General features: G+C 34.7%; 18 protein-coding genes. 13 read left to right on the top strand and 5 right to left on the bottom strand.

Features of this window, described 5'->3' with window-relative positions; all coding sequences use genetic code 11:
- Positions 1-27: 27 nt before the first annotated feature.
- Together lpxB and surE are read right to left on the bottom strand one after the other, a co-directional pair.
- The gene (lpxB, locus tag ACFQ1Q_RS02685; protein ID WP_386127723.1) at positions 28-1,140 is read right to left on the bottom strand and encodes a lipid-A-disaccharide synthase; all 1,113 of its coding nucleotides are present in this window, start codon (positions 1,138-1,140) and stop codon (positions 28-30) included.
- Positions 1,137-1,913 (bottom strand): 5'/3'-nucleotidase SurE, encoded by a 777-nt coding sequence (gene surE, locus ACFQ1Q_RS02680; protein WP_386127721.1) that lies wholly within the window; start codon positions 1,911-1,913, stop codon positions 1,137-1,139. The genes lpxB and surE overlap by 4 nt, the downstream gene beginning before the upstream one ends.
- A 169-nt stretch (positions 1,914-2,082) precedes the next feature.
- Here surE and ACFQ1Q_RS02675 point away from each other — a divergent pair, with 169 nt between their 5' ends.
- Complete coding sequence (locus tag ACFQ1Q_RS02675) at positions 2,083-4,215, top strand: carboxy terminal-processing peptidase (protein WP_386127719.1); 2,133 nt, start codon at positions 2,083-2,085, stop codon at positions 4,213-4,215.
- Between the two features lie 76 nt (positions 4,216-4,291).
- Entirely contained in the window at positions 4,292-5,386 is a 1,095-nt protein-coding gene (locus tag ACFQ1Q_RS02670; RefSeq protein WP_386127717.1) for an ABC transporter permease, read from the top strand.
- Here ACFQ1Q_RS02670 and ACFQ1Q_RS02665 read toward each other — a convergent pair.
- The 3 genes from ACFQ1Q_RS02665 to ACFQ1Q_RS02655 all read right to left on the bottom strand — a co-directional run bounded on the left by ACFQ1Q_RS02665 (position 5,383) and on the right by ACFQ1Q_RS02655 (position 7,615).
- Positions 5,383-6,048 (bottom strand): hypothetical protein, encoded by a 666-nt coding sequence (locus ACFQ1Q_RS02665; RefSeq protein ID WP_386127715.1) that lies wholly within the window; start codon positions 6,046-6,048, stop codon positions 5,383-5,385. The genes ACFQ1Q_RS02670 and ACFQ1Q_RS02665 overlap by 4 nt on opposite strands.
- Positions 6,049-6,666, bottom strand: coding sequence for a ribosome biogenesis GTP-binding protein YihA/YsxC (gene yihA, locus ACFQ1Q_RS02660; RefSeq protein ID WP_386127713.1), 618 nt, complete (start codon positions 6,664-6,666; stop codon positions 6,049-6,051).
- 184 nt (positions 6,667-6,850) lie between these two features.
- Complete coding sequence (locus ACFQ1Q_RS02655; protein ID WP_386127711.1) at positions 6,851-7,615, bottom strand: alpha/beta fold hydrolase; 765 nt, start codon at positions 7,613-7,615, stop codon at positions 6,851-6,853.
- Between the two features lie 232 nt (positions 7,616-7,847).
- Here ACFQ1Q_RS02655 and mraZ point away from each other — a divergent pair, with 232 nt between their 5' ends.
- From mraZ to ACFQ1Q_RS02600, 11 genes are read left to right on the top strand one after another with little or no spacing between them, the layout of a single operon-like run.
- A complete protein-coding gene (gene mraZ, locus ACFQ1Q_RS02650; protein ID WP_386127709.1) occupies positions 7,848-8,318 on the top strand; it encodes a division/cell wall cluster transcriptional repressor MraZ in 471 nt (156 codons plus the stop codon).
- On the top strand, positions 8,293-9,201 hold the full coding sequence (gene rsmH / locus ACFQ1Q_RS02645; RefSeq protein ID WP_386127707.1) for a 16S rRNA (cytosine(1402)-N(4))-methyltransferase RsmH: 909 nt from the start codon (positions 8,293-8,295) through the stop codon (positions 9,199-9,201). Before mraZ ends, rsmH begins: the two co-directional genes overlap by 26 nt.
- Positions 9,202-9,251: 50 nt before the next feature.
- Positions 9,252-9,569: an FtsL-like putative cell division protein gene (locus ACFQ1Q_RS02640; RefSeq protein ID WP_386127705.1), complete on the top strand. Its 318-nt coding sequence runs from the start codon at positions 9,252-9,254 to the stop codon at positions 9,567-9,569.
- Between the two features lie 55 nt (positions 9,570-9,624).
- Complete coding sequence (locus ACFQ1Q_RS02635) at positions 9,625-11,583, top strand: penicillin-binding protein (protein ID WP_386130138.1); 1,959 nt, start codon at positions 9,625-9,627, stop codon at positions 11,581-11,583.
- Positions 11,580-13,043: a UDP-N-acetylmuramoyl-L-alanyl-D-glutamate--2,6-diaminopimelate ligase gene (locus tag ACFQ1Q_RS02630; protein WP_386127703.1), complete on the top strand. Its 1,464-nt coding sequence runs from the start codon at positions 11,580-11,582 to the stop codon at positions 13,041-13,043. Before ACFQ1Q_RS02635 ends, ACFQ1Q_RS02630 begins: the two co-directional genes overlap by 4 nt.
- A 4-nt stretch (positions 13,044-13,047) precedes the next feature.
- Positions 13,048-14,289, top strand: coding sequence for a phospho-N-acetylmuramoyl-pentapeptide-transferase (mraY, locus tag ACFQ1Q_RS02625; protein WP_386127701.1), 1,242 nt, complete (start codon positions 13,048-13,050; stop codon positions 14,287-14,289).
- On the top strand, positions 14,290-15,621 hold the full coding sequence (gene murD / locus ACFQ1Q_RS02620; RefSeq protein WP_386127699.1) for a UDP-N-acetylmuramoyl-L-alanine--D-glutamate ligase: 1,332 nt from the start codon (positions 14,290-14,292) through the stop codon (positions 15,619-15,621).
- Positions 15,622-15,660: 39 nt separating this feature from the next.
- A complete protein-coding gene (locus ACFQ1Q_RS02615; protein WP_386127697.1) occupies positions 15,661-16,863 on the top strand; it encodes an FtsW/RodA/SpoVE family cell cycle protein in 1,203 nt (400 codons plus the stop codon).
- Between the two features lie 2 nt (positions 16,864-16,865).
- Positions 16,866-17,969, top strand: coding sequence for an undecaprenyldiphospho-muramoylpentapeptide beta-N-acetylglucosaminyltransferase (gene murG, locus ACFQ1Q_RS02610; RefSeq protein WP_386127695.1), 1,104 nt, complete (start codon positions 16,866-16,868; stop codon positions 17,967-17,969).
- 1 nt (position 17,970) lies between these two features.
- Positions 17,971-19,320, top strand: coding sequence for a UDP-N-acetylmuramate--L-alanine ligase (murC, locus tag ACFQ1Q_RS02605; RefSeq protein WP_386127693.1), 1,350 nt, complete (start codon positions 17,971-17,973; stop codon positions 19,318-19,320).
- Positions 19,310-20,029 carry a cell division protein FtsQ/DivIB gene (locus ACFQ1Q_RS02600; protein ID WP_386127691.1) on the top strand — a complete coding sequence of 240 codons (720 nt, stop codon included), beginning with the start codon at positions 19,310-19,312 and terminating at the stop codon, positions 20,027-20,029. The genes murC and ACFQ1Q_RS02600 overlap by 11 nt, the downstream gene beginning before the upstream one ends.
- Positions 20,030-20,031: the final 2 nt, after the last annotated feature.

Genomic DNA, 20,031 nt, shown 5'->3' with positions numbered 1-20,031 from the left:
TTACAAATAAACGCAGTTCTAATTCAATTATTTTTTAACAGCTTCAACGATGAGCTTTGCGGCATTTTCACTGGCGCCTTTGCCGCCCAGCTTTTGCTCTAATTCAAAATAATCTATAAATAGTTGTTCGCGTTTTTCTGGATTAAGAATTAATGCCAATTCTTTTTTTAAGCGTCTGGTGTTTAAATCGTCTTGAATTAATTCGATCACTACTTCGCGGTCCATTATTAAATTTACTAATGAAATAAATTTTAAAGTTATAATGCGCTTTGCAATCTGATAAGAAATATTTCCAGCCTTGTAACATACCACTTGCGGTACTTTAAATAAAGCTGTTTCTAGAGTTGCTGTACCAGAAGTGACCAATGCTGCAAAAGAAATACTTAACAAATCGTATGTTTTATTATCTACAAAAGCGATGTCTCTATTTTGAATAATTGATTTGTAAAAGCTGAAATCCTGACTCGGTGCACCAGCAATGACAAACTGATAATCTTCAAAATCGTCAACTACGCTGAGCATGACATTTAGCATTTTTTTAATTTCCTGCTTTCGACTTCCAGGTAAAAGTGCGATTATGGGTTTTGTGTTTAAACTATGCGCTTTTCTAAATTTTGTTTCATTGACCAATTCCCGATTTGAAACCGCATCAATTAATGGATGCCCGACAAAATTTACTTTGTAATCATAACCATCATAGAACTCTTTTTCAAAAGGTAAAATGGTGTACATCGCATCTATATCGCGCTTTATCTTTTTTATACGACCAGCACGAGATGCCCAAACTTGTGGCGAAATATAGTAATGCGTTTTAAAACCTTCGGATTTTGCCCATTTGGCAATACGTAAATTAAAACCAGAGTTATCAATAAAAATGATAACATCTGGATTAAATTCTGCTATGTCTTTTTTACAAGATTTTATAAAGCCCAATACTTTTCTAAGGTTACCAATCACTTCAGCAAAACCCATAAAAGAACGCTCCTTATAATGCGTTACCAATGTGCCGCCAACCGCCAGCATAAGGTCGCCACCCCAAAATCTAATATCTGCTTTTGGGTCTTCTTTATATAAAGCTTTCATGAGATTTGAACCGTGCAAATCACCAGAAGCTTCGCCTGCTACTATGTAATATTTCATGAGTTAAATTCCCAAGTATTTAGTTGTTGTATAGCATGGTGCGCCGTCAAATCAAACTGAACCGGTACCACAGAAATGTAATGGTTAGCCAATGCGTATTCATCAGTGTCTTCACCTTTATCCATATTTACAAATTCGCCAGTAAGCCAAAAATAATCACGCCCCATTGGGTTAGTACGCTTGTCAAATTTTTCTTCCCAATTAGCTCTTGCTTGTCTACAAACCTTAATGCCTTTTATTTCGTTTTTAGTGATATTCGGAATGTTTACATTCAAAACCACATCTTTTGGTAATCCATTCTTTATAACATTTTCTGCAATGGTTTTTACAAAAGATTTACAATGCTCAAAATTTGCGTTCCAGTTATAGTCTAATAAAGAAAAACCAATGGCCGGAATACTTTCAATTCCAGCCTCTAAAGCGGCACTCATTGTGCCTGAATAAATAACATTAACAGAGGAATTAGAGCCATGATTTATGCCAGAAACACAAAGGTCTGGCTTGCGGTCTAAAATTTCTCTAACACCTAATTTAACGCAATCCGCTGGTGTGCCAGAACAACTGTATTCGGTTTGTGGACCATCATCGATGGTTACTTTTTCAACATGTAAAATTGCGTTAATCGTTATGGCATGACCCATGGCGCTTTGCGGACTGTCGGGTGCTACAACAACTACATCGCCAATGGTATTCATTATTGAAATTAAGGTGCGTATTCCTGGTGCAGTAATTCCGTCGTCGTTAGTTACCAATATAAGCGGTCTTTTTGCCATGTTTTTGTTTTAATTTAATCTTGCTAAAATACTAAAATACCGCCGAAAAGTAAGATATACTTGGTTTAACAAAAAATTATCAATACTATGGTTTCTTGGCACGATTTTTTCCTCTACTTTAGTGAATTAATGAAAGAATTATTTTTCAATTTAAAAAATGAAATAAAGAATGAAAGGGAAGTATAAGTTTTTACTACTAGCAATAGCCATAGCATTTGCTTCGTGTAGTTTTACAAATAAAGTAGAAGGCGATGGTGATAAAGATAAATTACTGGTAAGATTAATTACCTACTTATTAGACCAAGGTCATTTTGCGCCGCAAGACATTAATGATGATTTTTCTGAACGTGTTTTTGACGATTACATTAAACAATTAGATCCATTTAAGCGTTATTTCTATGAGTCAGATATTGAAGAATTTGAAGCATACAAAACACAATTAGATGATCAATTAAAAGCATACGATGTATCTTTTTTCGATTTAACATACAATCGTTTAATTCAGCGTATTGAAGAATCAAAAGAAATTTATACTAAAATATTAGATAAGCCTTTTGATTATGAGGAGGATGAAGAGTTTAATAGTGATTACGAAGATTTAGACTACGCTAAAAATAAGCGTGACTTAAAGGAGCGTTGGAGAAAGCAACTAAAATTTTCTACAATTGCAAATTTTGATGAAGCCATTGAAAATAATAGAATCATGGCTGAAGAAGACGAGACAGTAGAACTAAAATCTGAAAAAGAATTAGAAGTTGATGCACGTGAAGCTACAAAAGAATCTTTGGAGGAACTTTTTACTTACATACAAGAAAGACGTCGTAACGACTGGTTTGGTGTATTTATAAATGCTGTTGTTAGAGAATTTGATCCACATACATTTTATTTTTTACCAGAGGACAAAGATCGTTTCGATAGAGATATGTCTGGGAAATACAATGGTATTGGAGCAAGATTACAGCGCAAATTAGATGTCATTTCTATTAGCGAATTAATTAGTGGTGGACCAGCTTGGAGACAAAATGAGCTTGAGCCAGGTGACCAAATTTTAAAAGTTAGACAAGAAGACGAAGAAAAAGGCATCAGTATAATTGGCATGCGTTTAGAAGATGCTATCAAATTTATCCTCGGTCCAAAAGGAACAGTTGTTACGCTTACCGTAAAAAAGAACGATGGTACAATTCAGGACATTTCAATTGAGCGCGATGAAGTTGTTTTAGAAGAAACCTATGCAAAATCATCCACCGTAATTAAGGATGGTAAAAAATATGGACTCATTAATTTGCCAAGTTTCTATGATAATTTTGACAGAAATGATAGAGTAAGCTCTGCAATTGATGTTAAGCGCCAAATTGAAGAATTAAAAAAAGATGGTATCGAAGGTATAATTTTAGACCTTAGAGACAATCGTGGTGGTTCACTTGGTGCAGTCGTAGATATGGCAGGTTTATTTATTGAAGAAGGACCAATCGTACAAGTAAAAAGCACTACAGAAGACAAACGTGTTCTTAGCGATACCGACAAATCAATTGTTTGGGATGGACCATTAGTAATTATGGTTAATGAACTTTCTGCTTCAGCTTCAGAGATTTTAGCTGCAGCGATGCAAGATTATAAACGTGCTGTAATTATCGGAAGCGAGCAAACATTTGGAAAAGGAACAGTTCAAAATGTTGTTGATTTAAACCGAATGGTACGAAACAATTCTAACGGAGATTTAGGCGCAATAAAGTTTACGACCGACAAATATTACAGAATTGATGGTGGTTCTACACAACTAAAAGGAGTAAAGAGTGATATCATCGTTCCAGACAGATACAAATATATTGGTATTGGTGAGCGCACGCAAGATAATCCACTAGCTTGGGACAAGATAGACTCAGCGGAATATGAGGTTTGGGGGAACTATTTCGATTATGATAAAGCTATTGAAAAAAGTAAAAAACGTATCGAAAACAATGAGCAATTAAAGCTTATTGATGAAAACGCTAAGTGGATTAACGATATCCGTGAAAATGAATCGTTTTCTCTTAATTATGAAAAGTACAAACAACGCTTAGAGCAAAATGAGGAGTATGCTAAACGTTTCGATAGATTGACTGATTATCAGACAGATTTAACTTTTAAATCATTACCGTATGAATTAAAGTTAATTGAAAAAGATTCTATTTTAGAAGAAAAGCGTAAACGCTGGCACAAAAGCCTAAGTAAAGATGTTTATGTTGAAGAAGCTTTAAATGTGTTGAATGATTTAAAAATTGCTTACGGAATTAAAAACATAGTGTCTGATATTAAAAATTAAAAAAAGTTTAAACATTATAATTTGAAATATATAAATTGCTATTTCAGACGTCAGTCAAAAATCAAACTGAAGACAAATGACTAAAAATAGTAATTCACTAACAAGATTGGCGCTCCAAAAATTCAAGAAGAATATTTGGGGCGTCTTTAGTTTTTGGGTTATTGTAATCATTGGGTTTATTTCTGTTTTTGCATATGTTTTGGTGCCTGACAATTCTAAAAATGCAAATCAAATGCATTTGTCTATACATTCTAAATCTCCAGGATTTCAGGTTCAAATACTAGAAATGCCAAATCAAATTAAAGACGAATCCACTTGGCTTTCAAAACTGTTTTTCGGTACGGATGATGTTACTACCGAAATCCCAATTTCAAGTTATTATATTAAAAACGAACAACTCAACTACACCGAATATGCCGATGATGGATTAATTGGTCAAGAAAAAAGTATCAATTTATCCGTTTTTCCTAATTCTGAAGTTGAATCTTATATTAACAACCGCACTTTCATTTTCGGGACAGATAAGTACGGACGCGATTATTTAAGCCGAATTCTAATCGGAGCGCGTATTTCCTTTTTTATAGGTTTTGTTGCGGTTTTTATTTCCTTACTTGTGGGTTTATTTTTGGGAAGTTTGGCAGGTTACTACGGAGGAAAAATTGATGCTTTTATAATGTGGATTATTAATATCACTTGGTCAATTCCGACTTTATTATTAGTTATTGCAATCACATTAGCATTAGGTAAAGGTTTTTGGCAAGTTTTTATCGCCGTAGGTTTAACCATGTGGGTTGAGGTTGCTAGAGTTGTTCGCGGACAAATCATTGGTGCAAAACAATTGCAATATGTCACAGCGGCAAGAGCGTTAGGATTTACAGATTTCAGAATAATTACAAAGCATATTTTGCCAAATATTATGGCGCCATTAATTGTAATATCAGCAGCAAATTTTGCAGCCGCTATTTTAATAGAAAGTGGCTTGAGCTTTTTAGGAATAGGCGCACAACCACCAATGGCAAGTTGGGGCGCAATGATAAAAGACCATTATAATTATATAATACTCGGAAAACCATACTTGGCATTAATTCCAGGAATTTGCATTATGGTTTTGGTAATGGCTTTTATGCTAATTGGTAATGCCTTACGCGATGCTTTGGATGTGAAGAATTAGTTTTTGAAAAACAAAGGTATTTCCTTGTTAATAAAATGATTATACAAATCCATGTACGAACCTTCACCGTTCATTACTAATATCTTTCCCTTCTTAGTTATAATTGCAGAAGAACTACATAGAGTTTGGCTGGTAAAAATTTTTTCTCTAAAAAAATTATTTTTATCTAAGAAAAAAAATTCGTGTTCTTCGTTTGATTTTGTTCTCAATTTGATACCGTTTTCAAACAGCCACAAGTAAAAAAAATTTGCTTCTTCAAATTTTTTCAACCTGGGTTCAAGCCATTTTTTTCTATTTTTAATTTCTCCACGTGTCCAATAATTATCTATATAATTGATACACAAATCATCCTTAAATTTATAACTTAATAATATAATAGTACTATCAGGAATTTTTGTTTTTGTAATTTTTTCGAGTTCAGTCTTTATTTGATTGTAATTAGAAATTCCTTTTTGATATAGATTATGTCGTAACATCGCATAATGTTTTTTGACTTCACCGATGGAATCCCATCGAGATAGCATATTAGCACGATTAAACCATTTTAGATGAAAAGTATCTTTGTCTATGATTTTCTTGTCAACATCAAGATAAATATTCGCTTGACCAATACTAAAATTAGAACTAAACAGAATCACAAAAAAGTAAAAGAAATATTTCATTTAAATATTATTTCTTAAACCCTCAATCTCCTCATTAGTCTCTGCAATAAACCCAAGCACTTCATCTTGCCCAATTTTCTTACTAGAAGAAGTCACAAAATGCGGCGGTAACTCTTCCCAAAAACGCAGCAGATGATTGCAGTACTCTTCAACATGACGCTCAATAGCTTTTGGTTTTAGTTTATCGGCTTTGGTGAAAATAATTGAAAACGGAATTTCCTTTTCGCCTAAATACTGCATAAACTCCAAATCTACAGGTTGCGGTTTGTGCCTAATATCTATAAGAACAAATGCAGAAACAAGTTGTTGGCGTTGTTCAAAATAGTTAGTAATAAACTTCTGAAAGGTCTTTTTTGTAGACTTCGATACTCGAGCATAACCATACCCAGGTAAGTCTACTAAAAACCAATTGTCGTTAATTAAAAAATGATTAATTAGTTGTGTTTTTCCAGGTCGACCAGATGTTTTTGCTAAACTCTTTCGGTCGGTTAACATATTAATTAATGAAGATTTACCAACATTACTTCGCCCTATAAACGCATATTCAGGTAGAGGTTGTTGTGGACATTTTTCCACAACCGAGTTACTTACAACAAATTCAGCAGATTTTATTTTCATCCCATCAGTACGCTTCCGCGTCCAGCTTCCTAAATGGAAGCAATTTTCAGTTAATCAAAGTACAAAAATACACTTCTTTTAATTAAGGCATTTTTGAAACAAAAACCTTTAGAGTAAGAGTTTTGAGAATGAGTTTTAGAGCAAGAGTTTCCTTCCCTTTGGGAAGGATTAGGATGGGCTTTTTTTAAAAACCTCGTTTTCGCAACCAATCAAACAAAATCCTATTAAATTGGTCAGGATGTTCCATCATAGCAGCGTGACCACATTTGTCTATCCAAAATAATTCAGAATCTGGTAATAGCTCATGAAACTCTGTTGCAACTTCTGGTGGCGTAACAGTATCGTTTTTGCCCCAAATAATACAAGTCGGCGTTTGCATTTTTGGTAAGTCTTTTGCCATGTTATGACGTATTGCACTTTTAGCAATAGCTAGTGTTTTAATAAGTTTATTTCGGTCATTTACTGTTTCATAAACTTCGTCTACAATCTCTTTTGTTGCCACTTCTGGGTCGTAGAATACGTCTTGCGCTTTCTTTTTTATAACCTCGTAATCACTACGTTTAGTGTAACCGCCACCCATGGCGCTTTCGTAAAGTCCAGAACTTCCTGTTATAATTAGACCTTTTACTTTTTCTGGAAATAATTTGGTGTGATACAAACCAATATGTCCGCCTAGAGAGTTTCCTAAAAGCAAGACAGAATTAAAACCTTTATGCTCAATAAAATCATGAAGGTATTTGGCAAATGTCTTAACATTAGTTTTAAGTAGAGGTTTGGTGTAAATGGGTAATTCAGGAATTAAGACTTTATAGCCTTTTTCGCTAAAAAAATCCGTTACACCATCAAAATTACTTAAACCACCCATAAGTCCGTGAAGCACAATGATTGGTGTGCCTTCACCGACTTCGATATATTTAAAATCTCCTTCTTCCTTTAAAAGGTGTGCCATGCATTGGTTAGTATTGTTAAGAGCAAATATAGTTAAATCATTACGAAATATGCTTCAAAAATTTGCTCCATTTTATTAGAAGAATACGGCTTTCAATTGTTTTGCTGCTCGCTTATTTTTTTTTAAAAACAGAAAACTTATTAACAAAAGTGGTAGAAAGTGGTAAAATGTGGGTAAATTTTCGATATATTTGATTTTAAAATTGTTTTACAACCTTTTTTGACCCAATCATTTGAACGCATTAATAGGAACATACGAAGTAAAAGCCGACGCAAAGGGCAGACTTATGTTGCCAGCTGTTTTAAAAAAACAGTTGGCGCCTGTAATGCAATCTGGGTTTGTTTTAAAGCGTGCAGTTTTTCAACCATGTTTAGAATTGTATCCAATGCCAGAATGGGAAAAGCTGATGGAAAAGGTGAATAAGCTTAACCGTTTCAACAAAAAAAATGACGCATTCATTCGTCGTTTTACTGCTGGTGTAAAAGTCGTCGAAGTTGATGCTACAGGAAGACTTTTAATTCCGAAAGATTTATTGAATTTCTCTGGTATCACAAAACAAACCGTATTGGCTTCTGCAGTGAATATTGTGGAGATTTGGGATAAAGACAAGTACGAAACTGCTATTGATGATGCGGCTTTAGATTTTGCAGATTTAGCAGAAGAAGTAATGGGACAAGATGATGGAGCAGACGGATTATCATAATGCAGTTCTTTTAAAAGAAACGGTAGATGGTTTGGCAATTGAGCCAGATGGTGTTTACGTTGATGTCACTTTTGGTGGCGGCGGACATAGCCGTGAGATTCTAAATCGACTTGGTCCAAACGGGAAGCTTTACGCTTTTGATCAAGACATAGATGCCTTGGCTAATACAATTGACGACGAAAGATTCACATTAATTAATGAGAATTTTAGATATATAAAACGCTTTCTAAAGTTTTACGGTGTTAAAGAAGTTGATGGTGTTTTAGCAGATTTTGGAGTGTCGTCGCATCAGTTTGATGTTGCGGAGCGTGGTTTTTCAACCCGATTCGAAGCTGATTTAGATATGCGAATGAATCAGGAAAATGAATTATCAGCTTTTCAAGTAGTTAATGAGTACGATGAAGAAGCGTTGCGACATGTGTTTTTGCAATATGGCGAATTAAGACAAGCGCCAGCAATGGCAAGAGAAATTGTTGAAGCTAGAAAAACGTCGCCAATAAAAACAAGCGAGCAATTAAAAACGGTTTTAAAACGCTTTTTAAATCATAGAAAAGAAAATAAAGTATTGGCTCAGATTTATCAAGCCATCAGGATAGAAGTAAATCAAGAGATTGAAGTTTTAAAAGAATTGTTGTTGCAAATGCCACAAATTTTAAAACCGAAAGGAAGATTAAGCTTCATTTCATACCACTCTCTAGAAGATAGATTGGTGAAACGCTTTATAAGAAACGGATTGTTTGAAGGCGAACCAGAGCGAGATATGTTTGGCAATTTCGAAGTGCCTTTAAAAAAAGTAGGTGGTTTAATTGTGCCAACAAAAGACGAGATAAAAATAAATAACAGAGCACGGAGTGCAAAACTGAGAGTCGCTGAAAAAATTTAATAACTAAAAAGAAGTCTTCCCTTTGGGAAGATGTCCGAAGGACAGATGGGATGAAAAAAAGTATCTACAGCATATTAAGAGGTACATTTCTAATCAGTGATGATTCGTTCAAAAATTGGCGGGTCATTCTTTTTATTTCTGGGCTAGCCATAATTATGATTGCAAGTGCGCATAGTGCAGATAAAAAGGTTTTTGAGATATCTAGATTAAATAACGAAGTTAAAGAAATGCGAAGTGCTTTTGTAGATGGACGTTCCAAATTAATGCGATTAAAAATGGAATCGACCATTGTAAAAAAAGTAGAAGAAAAAGGGTTGGAAATTTCAAAAAATCCTCCAAAAAAAATAAAAATTAAAACACAAGACTAAATTGGCAACATCAGAAACTAACATATTAAACAGATTGTACTTCGTGGCAGGCTGTATGTTTGTCTTTGCGCTTGCCGTAGTGTTTAAGTTATGTTCCATTCAGTTTATTCAAGGCGATAAATATCGTGCTATGGCAGAAAAAAGAACGGTAAAGCGTTTCGAGATTCCTGCTAACCGTGGTAATGTTTATTCTGCAGATGGAAGTTTGCTGGCAACATCAATTCCAAAATATAATGTTGCTATTGATGCTGTAACCTCTTCAAACAAAAATTTCGAAAAATACATCAAGCCATTAAGCGATTCGCTTTCAGCTTTCACAGGAAAATCTTCAAATGGCATAGAGAAAAAAATCAGAAAAGCGAGGCGTACAAAAGACCAGTATTTGTTGTTGCTTAAAAATTTATCATATTCTGAATTCATCCGCGTCCGCAACTTTCCACTTTTCAATTTGGGTTCTGTTCGTGGTGGTTTTGTATACGACCAATCGACAAAGCGTGAACATCCCATGGGTGGCATCGCTGAGCGTTCAATTGGTTACGAGAAAATTGATGAAAATAATTATGCAACTCGCGTCGGAATTGATGGTGCTTTTGGAGTAAAATATTTAAGAGGTGAAAATGGTACGCGCCTCAAACAAAAAATAGGAAAAGGCGAGTGGAAACCAATTCGTGATGCTAACGAAGTTGAGCCACGTGATGGGTATGATATTTATACCACGATAGATGTTAATATCCAAGATATTGCACATCATTCCTTATTAGGTCAGTTAGAAACATACGAAGCAGAACACGGTTGTGTAGTAGTTATGGATGTAAAGACGGGCGAAATCAAAGCCATTTCAAACCTAGGTAGAAATCGTGAAGGTAAATACTACGAACGTCTTAACTATGCGGTTGGCGAAAGTCATGAGCCAGGTTCAACCTTTAAGGTTATGGCAATGATGGCGGCGCTAGAAGATAAAGTAATTGATACGTCAACTGTGGTAGATACTAAGAATGGCCGCAAAATGTTTTACGGTCGTCCAATCACAGATTCTGGTTCTGGACATGGAAAAATTTCGGCAGCAAAAGCACTGGAAGTCTCTTCAAACATCGGTTTGGCAACTATTGTAGATGAACATTATTCTAAAAATCCAGAGAAATTTTTGAAGCGACTTCGTACGTGGAAGTTAGACCAAACTTTAGGTGTTTCTATTATTGGTGAAGGTGAGCCTGTGATACCAAAGCCAGGTGACAAGATTTGGAGTCGTAATGCTTTGCCATCAATGGCTTATGGGTATAACATGCAATTGACACCGCTTCAAACTTTGGCATTTTATAATGCAATTGCCAATGATGGCGAATTAATTAAACCTCATTTTTTAAGAGCAGTAAAGGAGTTTGATAGAGAAATAGAAGTTTTTGAAAAAGAAGTGATTGTAGATAAGATTTGTTCGGACCAAACGCTTTCAAAAATAAAAGTGATTTTAGAAAATATAGTGAAGCGCGGAACAGGTAAAAAATTGTATTCCGAAACCTTTTCAATGGCAGGAAAAACAGGAACAGCACGAACAGATTATGCCGATTATGAAGAATGGCGTAAAGACCCAAAATACGTATCGTCTTTTGCGGGCTATTTTCCTGCGGACAATCCAAAATATTCTTGCATTGTGGTGATTCATAAACCAAGTACAAAAGTTGGTTTCTATGGTGCAGATGTTTCTGGTCCAGTTTTTAAACGTATTGCTCAAAAAATTTATACAGATACGCCACTGATTGAAGAAATGCAGACAGTGGAATTTAAGAATGAAGACATTATTTCGGACTTTGAAAAATTTAACAAAGTCTCAAACACTTACAAAACCATCATGCCAGATTTGGTGGGAATGCCAGCGATGGATGCTGTGGCTTTTCTGGAAAATATGGACGTAAATGTAAAAGTAAAATTGAATGGAAGCGGCGAAGTGAAGTCGCAATCTGTTTCAAAAGATATTAAACTCAAACCGAATCAAACTATCATTTTAGAAGCATCGTGAAACTTTTAAAGGACATATTATACAAGGTTAAAATCAATGCGGTTTCGGGCAACACGAGTGTGTCTGTGAACAAGATTGAATTTGATTCTCGAAAGATTGAATCTAAGGATGTTTTTGTGGCGCTTGTAGGTACGCTTTCAGATGGTCATGACTACATTACTAAAGCTATTAATAATGGTGCAATTGCGATTGTTTGTCAGAAATTACCAGAAAAATTAGAAGATAACGTTACCTATATAGAAGTCGAAAATTCTAACGAGGCGCTCGCTTTTATGGCGGCAAATTATTACGAAAACCCTTCAGAAAACTTAAAGTTAGTCGGTACAACGGGAACAAACGGTAAAACTACTGTGAGTTCCCTGCTATACCAATTATTCAAAAAGGCAGGTTATAAAGTTGGCTTATTATCTACCGTGAAAATAATGGTAGATGATACCACTTACGAAACATCGCACACGACACCAGATTCTCTAACGATTAATAGATTTTTAAAGTTGATGAATGACGAAGGCGTAGAGTTCTGTTTTATGGAAGTAAGTTCACACGGCATTCATCAAAAACGTACCGAAGGTTTGCATTTTGAAGGCGGAATTTTCACCAATTTATCTCATGACCATTTAGATTATCATAGCACGTTTGCAGAGTATCGTGATGTAAAAAAGGCCTTTTTTGATGGCTTACCAAAAACAGCATTCGCTTTGGTAAATACCGACGATAAAAATGGATTGGTAATGTTGCAAAACACCAATGCAAAAAAATACACATACGCTTTAAAAACTTACGCAGATTACAAAGCGCAGATTTTAGAAAATCAGTTTGGTGGATTGTTATTAAAGCTGAATGACAATGAAGTTTGGACAAAACTAATCGGAAATTTTAACGCTTATAATTTACTCGCCATCTATGCAACTTCAGAATTATTAGGACTCCAAAATGAAGAAAGCTTAAGATACATCAGTGAACTCGAAAGTGTAAGTGGCCGTTTTGAATATTTTGTTTCAGACGAAAAAATTACTGCCATTGTCGATTATGCTCATACACCAGATGCTTTAAAAAACGTGTTGGAAACTATCAACTCCATTAGAACTAAAAATGAAGAATTAATTACGGTTGTTGGTTGTGGTGGCGACAGAGATGCTACAAAGCGTCCGAAAATGGGACATATTGCTTCAGCATTAAGCACAAAAGTAGTCTTTACAAGTGATAATCCGCGTACGGAAGATGCACAAAGTATTCTCAATGATATTGAAGCTGGAGTTGAACCACAAAATTTTAAAAAAGTGCTTTCAATTTTAGATAGAAAACAGGCTATAAAAACAGCGTGTCAATTAGCGCAACCTAACGATATTATTCTTATTGCTGGTAAAGGGCATGAGACCTATCAGGATATAAATGGTGTAAAAAATGATTTTGATGACTATAGAATTGTCAGCGAACTTTTAAAACAATTGCAAAAGTAAAACTATGTTATACTACCTGTTTGATTATTTAGAAAAACAGTTTCAGTTTCCTGGAGCATCACTTTTTGGGTTCTTGACATTTAGAGCGGCGATTGCAATGATTTTGTCTTTGTTAATCTCTATTGTTTATGGTAAGCGCATCATTCGTTTTTTACAAACAAAACAAGTTGGTGAAACTATTAGAGATTTAGGTTTAGAAGGTCAAGCTGAAAAAGCGGGAACGCCAACAATGGGTGGAATTATCATCATCTTGGCGACGTTAATTCCAGTATTATTATTCGCTAAGCTAGATAATATATATATCATTCTACTGATTGTCACTACAGTTTGGATGGGCGCAATCGGCTTTTTAGATGATTACATAAAGAAGTTTAAAAATGATAAAGAAGGCTTAAAAGGAAAATTTAAAGTTCTCGGTCAAGTCGGTTTAGGAATTATAATTGGAGCAACGCTTTATTTCCATCAAGATGTGACAATGAAGGAAAAATTGCCAATAGAACAACAAAAAGTATTGTTGGCTGAAAATCCTGATATCGAACCTTCGAAATTATTTGAAGAAGAGGCGAAATCATTAAAAACAACAATTCCTTTTGTAAAAAATAATGAGTTCGACTATGCAGATTTAATCACTTGGATAAACCCGAATTTAGAAAAATATGCTTGGATAATTTTCATATTAGCTGCAATTCTAATTATTACTGCGGTTTCAAATGCTGCAAATCTTACTGATGGTATTGACGGTTTGGCGGCAGGAACTTCGGCCATAATTGTACTCACATTGGGAATTTTTGCTTGGGTTTCTGGTAACATCATTTTTTCAGAGTATCTCAACATCATGTACATACCAAGTGTTGAAGAAATCACCATATATATCGCTGCTTTTGTAGGTGCTTTAATCGGTTTTTTATGGTATAATACCTATCCAGCTCAAGTATTTATGGGCGATACAGGAAGTTTAACCATTGGAGGAATCATAGCAGTAATCGCAATTGCGGTCCGTAAAGAATGGTTAATTCCTATTCTGTGCGGAATTTTTGTAGCAGAAAATTTATCAGTGATGTTACAAGTTGGTTATTTCAAATACACAAGAAAAAAATATGGCGAAGGCAGACGCATTTTTAAAATGTCGCCTTTACATCATCATTATCAAAAATCAGGATTTCACGAAAGTAAAATTGTTACCAGATTCTGGATTGTCGGAATTCTATTGGCAATCCTAACTATTGTGACATTGAAAATTAGATAAATGAAAAGGCTTGTAATTCTCGGCGGTGGAGAAAGTGGTGTTGGCACGGCACTTTTAGGAAAAGCAAAAGGCTATGATGTTTTTGTTTCTGATAAAGGTGAAATAAAACAGAATTACAAGGACGTTCTTATACATAATGAGATTAAATGGGAAGATAAACAGCATTCTGAATCATTAATTCTGAATGCGGATATCATTATGAAAAGCCCAGGAATTCCAGATAAAGTGGAGTTGATTCAAAAAATCAAAACAGCGGGAATTAATGTGGTTTCTGAAATTGAATTTGCTTCACATTACACAGATGCGACCTTGGTAGCAATTACAGGAAGCAATGGAAAAACCACAATAGCAAGTCTAACGCATCATATTCTAAAGCAAGAATTGGATGTTGGGTTAGCGGGAAATATTGGAGACAGTTTTGCAAAACAAATCTTAGAAAAAAATCATCAAAATTATGTGCTTGAGGTCAGTAGTTTTCAGTTAGATGATATCCAAGATTTTAAGCCACATATCGCGATTCTGACAAATATTTCACCAGACCATTTAGATAGATATGATTACAAATTTGAAAATTACATCGCATCAAAATTCAGAATAATAGAAAATCAAACGGAAGACGATTATTTCATTTACGATGCGGATGACGAAGTGATTTCAGAATGGTTAGAAAATAATCCTATTAAATCTCAAAAATTGCCTTTTTCATTGACGAAAGAATTTGAAAACGGCGCATATATAAAAGAAGAAAATATAATAATAAACATAGATAACAACCATATAATTATGCCAATAAAAAAACTAGCATTAGACGGTAAACACAACGTTAAAAATGCAATGGCTGCTTCAACAGCGGCACATTTACTTAAGATTAGAAAGCAAACCATTCGCGAAAGTTTAGAGAACTTTCAAGGTGTAGAACATCGATTGGAAAATGTACTACGTATTAACAAAGTACAATACATAAATGATTCAAAAGCCACGAATGTCAACGCAACATATTTCGCTCTAGAAAGTATGCAAGCGCCAACTGTTTGGATTGTTGGTGGTGTAGATAAAGGCAACGACTACCGCGAAGTTTTTCAGTTTGTAAATGAAAAAGTAAAGGCTATTATCTGCTTAGGTACAGACAACACAAAACTGATGCAAACTTTTGGTAATATGGTTGATGTTATCATCGAAACGCAGTTTATGAGCGAAGCTGTTAAGATTGCTTACAAAATTGCAAGCGCCGGTGATAATGTGTTGTTATCGCCAGCATGTGCAAGTTTTGATTTGTTCGAAAATTACGAAGATAGAGGTCGTCAATTTAAAGAAGCGGTTAGAAAATTATAAACTTAATTCTTTCTTCTAGGAAGATGTCTAACAAGACAAATGGCACAAGGGATTTTTAAAAATATAAAAGGTGATAGGTTAATTTGGGCAATAGCAACGTTATTGGCAATTTTCTCATTTTTACCTGTGTATTCAGCAGCTAGTAATTTGGCATATACTGGCGGCTCGGGTAACACCTTTTCTTATTTGGTAAAACATTCCATGCATTTATTTTTAGGCTTCGCCATTATGTATGCGGTGCATCGAATTCCATATCGCTATTTTAGAGGATTATCAATGATTATGATTCCTGTAGTTATTGTCTTGTTAATTTTAACTGTGTTGCAAGGAACTACTATTGATGGTGCCAATGCGAGCCGTTGGATTAAAATACCAATACTCAACATGTCATTTCAGACATCAACTTTAGCATCGGTTGTTTTGATGGTTTATGTAGCGAGATATTTGTCCAAAATTAAAGATAAAGCCGTTTCGTTTAAAGAAACAATTCTGCCATTATGGGCGCCAGTTTTTATTGTACTTGCACTTATTTTACCAGCCAATTTCTCAACAACTGCTATCATGTTTTTAATGGTAGTACTACTTACTTTTTTGGGAGGTTATCCTGTGAGATATCTTTTGGTTATTATTGGCTCGGGTGTATTAGCATTGATATTTTTTATACTTATTGCAAAATCCTTTCCAGAAGTGATGCCAAACCGTGTAGATACTTGGATGAGTAGAATTGAAAGTTTTACTAGTGATGAGAAAACTCAAGAAGCGTACCAAATAGAAAACGCTAAAATCGCTATTGCATCCGGCGGCGTAAGTGGTTTGGGTCCTGGAAAAAGCATTCAAAAAAATATATTGCCGCAATCATCATCAGATTTCATATTTGCTATTATTATAGAAGAGTACGGACTTGTTGGTGGGTTATTTCTGTTGGTGATGTACTCATGGTTGTTATTTAGATTAGTGATTGTATCTCAAAAATCAGATACCATTTTCGGAAAATTATTAGTGCTTGGTGTTGGGTTACCAATTGTGTTTCAAGCTTTAATAAATATGGCTGTAGCGGTGGAATTATTCCCAGTCACAGGCCAAACTTTACCATTAATCAGTAGTGGTGGAACATCAATTTGGATGACGTGCTTAGCAATAGGAATTATTTTAAGTGTAAGCGCAAAACGTGAAGAAATAAAAGCAAAAGAAGACGAAACTAGAGAAGATAATCCATTAGATATTTTATCGGAAACAATATAAAATTGAGTCAAAATAAATCGACATATAAATTTATTTTATCAGGCGGCGGAACAGGCGGACACATCTATCCTGCAATTGCTATTGCTAACGAATTAAAGTCGCGTTACCCAAAAGCGGAGTTTTTATTTGTTGGTGCAAAAGATAGAATGGAAATGGAAAAAGTACCTCAAGCTGGTTACAAAATTCAAGGACTTTGGATTTCTGGAATTCAACGAAAGTTGACTTTGAAAAATCTTCAGTTTCCATTTAAATTAATGTCAAGTTTATTAAAATCTATTCGAATCATCAGAAGTTTTAAACCGGATGTGGTGATAGGAACAGGTGGTTTTGCAAGTGGACCGTTATTGCATGCGGCGAATTCAAAACGAATTCCGACGTTGATACAAGAACAAAATTCATATCCAGGAATTACCAATAAATTATTGAGTAAAAAAGCCAATAAAATCTGTGTGGCTTACGATGGTTTAGAACGATTTTTTCCTAAGGAGAAACTGGTGCTAACAGGAAATCCTATTCGTAAAGATTTAATTGAAGTTGAAGGTAAAACTGAAGCAGCAAAAAAAGAGTTTCAACTTGTTGAAAATAAATTGACGCTTCTCGTTTTAGGCGGAAGTTTAGGAGCAAGACGTGTTAATCAACTTATAGAAAGTAAACTTGATTTTTTTAAGTCGAATAACATTCAGCTCATTTGGCAATGCGGAAAATTGTACCAAGATCAGTACAGCAAACATAATTCTGTAGATAATATTCAAGTGCACGCATTTTTAAATCAAATGGATTTAGCTTATGCAGCAGCTGATATTATAATTTCAAGAGCTGGCGCAAGTTCGGTTTCAGAATTATGCGTGGTTGGTAAACCTGTAATTTTTATTCCATCACCAAATGTGGCAGAAGACCATCAGATCAAAAATGCGCAATCAATCGTTGATAAAAGCGCTGCAATTCTTATAAAAGAATCTCAATTAGATTCAGATTTTAATTCTGTTTTTAAAGGTTTAGTAATTTCCAAAGAACAAAGAGAAGCATTAGGTGAAAACATAAAGAAATTAGCACTGGTAAATGCTACAAAAGATATAGCGGACGAAGTGGAAAAGCTTCTCAGATAATATGAATAGCAAAAAACAAAATATCTATTTTATAGGCATCGGCGGTATTGGCATGAGTGCTCTGGCGCGGTATTTTGTAGCTAACGGAAATCAAGTCGCTGGCTATGACAAAACACCTTCGGATATCACTCGAGCTCTAGAAGATTTAGGTGTTGCTGTTCATTTTGAAGATGATGTAAATGCGATTCAAGATAATTTCAAACAAAAGGAAAATACGCTTGTGGTTTACACGCCAGCGATTCCAGCGTCACACTCAGAATTAAACTTTTTTAAATCACATAATTTTGAAGTTAAAAAGCGTTCAGAAGTTCTTGGGGAAATTACTAAAAGCACATTCTGCTTTGCCGTTGCAGGTACGCATGGGAAAACAACCACGACAAGTATTTTGGGTCACTTACTAAATGAGTGTGATGTAAAAATGACTGCCTTTTTAGGTGGCATAAGTGAGAATTATAATTCAAACTTAATTGTAAACGGAACAGAAGCTACTGTAGTTGAAGCAGATGAATTTGACCGCTCTTTTTTAACCTTATCTCCAGATTACGCTTGTGTAACATCTATGGATGCAGACCATTTAGATATTTATGGTGACGCTTCAGAACTCACGAAATCCTTCGAAGATTTTACAAAAAAAATAAAGCCAAACGGCAAGCTGTTTGTAAAAAATGGTTTGCCACTTGACGGAATAACTTACGGTATAGAAGACAATTCAGACTATACCGCACAACATATTAGAATAGAAAATGGCAGTTACATTTTTGATGTAAAAACGCCTAAAACTGTTCTTAAAAATTTCAAATTTAACCTACCTGGTAGACACAACTTGTCTAATGCATTAATAGCCTTGGCGATGTCTGTAGAATATGGCATCCCTCAGCCGCAGCTTGCCAAGGCTTTAGCAAACTACAAAGGTGTTAAAAGACGATTTACCTATCAAATTAAAAGGGACGATTTGGTGTTTATTGATGATTATGCACATCATCCTGAAGAAATTAACGCTGTGCATCAAGCCGTTAGAGAAATGTATCCAAACGATAAGGTTTTGGCCGTTTTTCAACCTCATTTATTTTCAAGAACCCGAGATTTCGCAGATGAATTTGCGCAGGCGCTTTCGCAATTTGATGCGTTGGTTTTATTGGATATTTATCCTGCGCGAGAATTGCCGATTGATGGTGTGAACTCGCAATGGTTATTAGATAAAATAGACAATGAAAACAAGGTTTTAGTAACAAAGAAAAATTTAATTAAAACTATAAAAAATAGTTCAACCAAAATTATCCTCACAATTGGGGCTGGAGATATTGGTGAAGAGGTCAAAAAAATTAAAAAAGGGTTGCTAAATGAAGATTAATTACGGATACATAAAAGTCTTGTTTTTACTAGTGTTAGTAGGGTTTTTGTATGCGTTTTCGGCGGAGCGAAATAAAAATCGTGTCATTAATGAACCAAAGGTTGAATTTACAGGTACTAATAACTTGTTTTTAACCCATAATAATGTTAGTAAATTGTTAATACAAAATCCTAAAGGTCTTCATAATAAGCATAAAGATATTATAGATTTGAATGAATTAGAATCTGCCCTAAGTTCTAATCCAATGGTTAAAAATGCCGAAGTATATATGTCTGTAAATGGCATGCTTACGGCAGAAATTGAGCAAAAACGACCTATCGCTAGAGTGCATACAAACGCTTCATATTACGTAGATGATGAAGGGTCTTTTATGCCATTATCCGATAATTATTCGGCGAGAGTACCTTTGGTGACAGGTAAAGTTTATAAAACGAAGCTTGAAACTATTTATAGAATTGCAAAAACTATAGATGAAGATGATTTTTTAAAACAGCATGTTATAGAAATTATTCAAGCCGAAAATCAAGATATAAGCTTACGCTTAAGAAAATTTGATTTTGTAGTGCATCTTGGAAGTTTAAATAAGCTTAAAAAGAAGATAAATAATTTTAAAGCTTTTTATAAAAAAGCGATAAACGATAAGACAATTAACACGTACAGTAGTGTAAACTTAAGGTTTGATAACCAAGTGATATGCACCAAAAAGTAGAG

Origin of the sequence: Winogradskyella litorisediminis, assembly GCF_042675765.1 — a bacterium.
Lineage (GTDB): Bacteria > Bacteroidota > Bacteroidia > Flavobacteriales > Flavobacteriaceae > Winogradskyella > Winogradskyella litorisediminis.
Note: the sequence above shows the minus strand (reverse complement) of the source record. Positions and strands in the feature narration are given on the sequence as shown.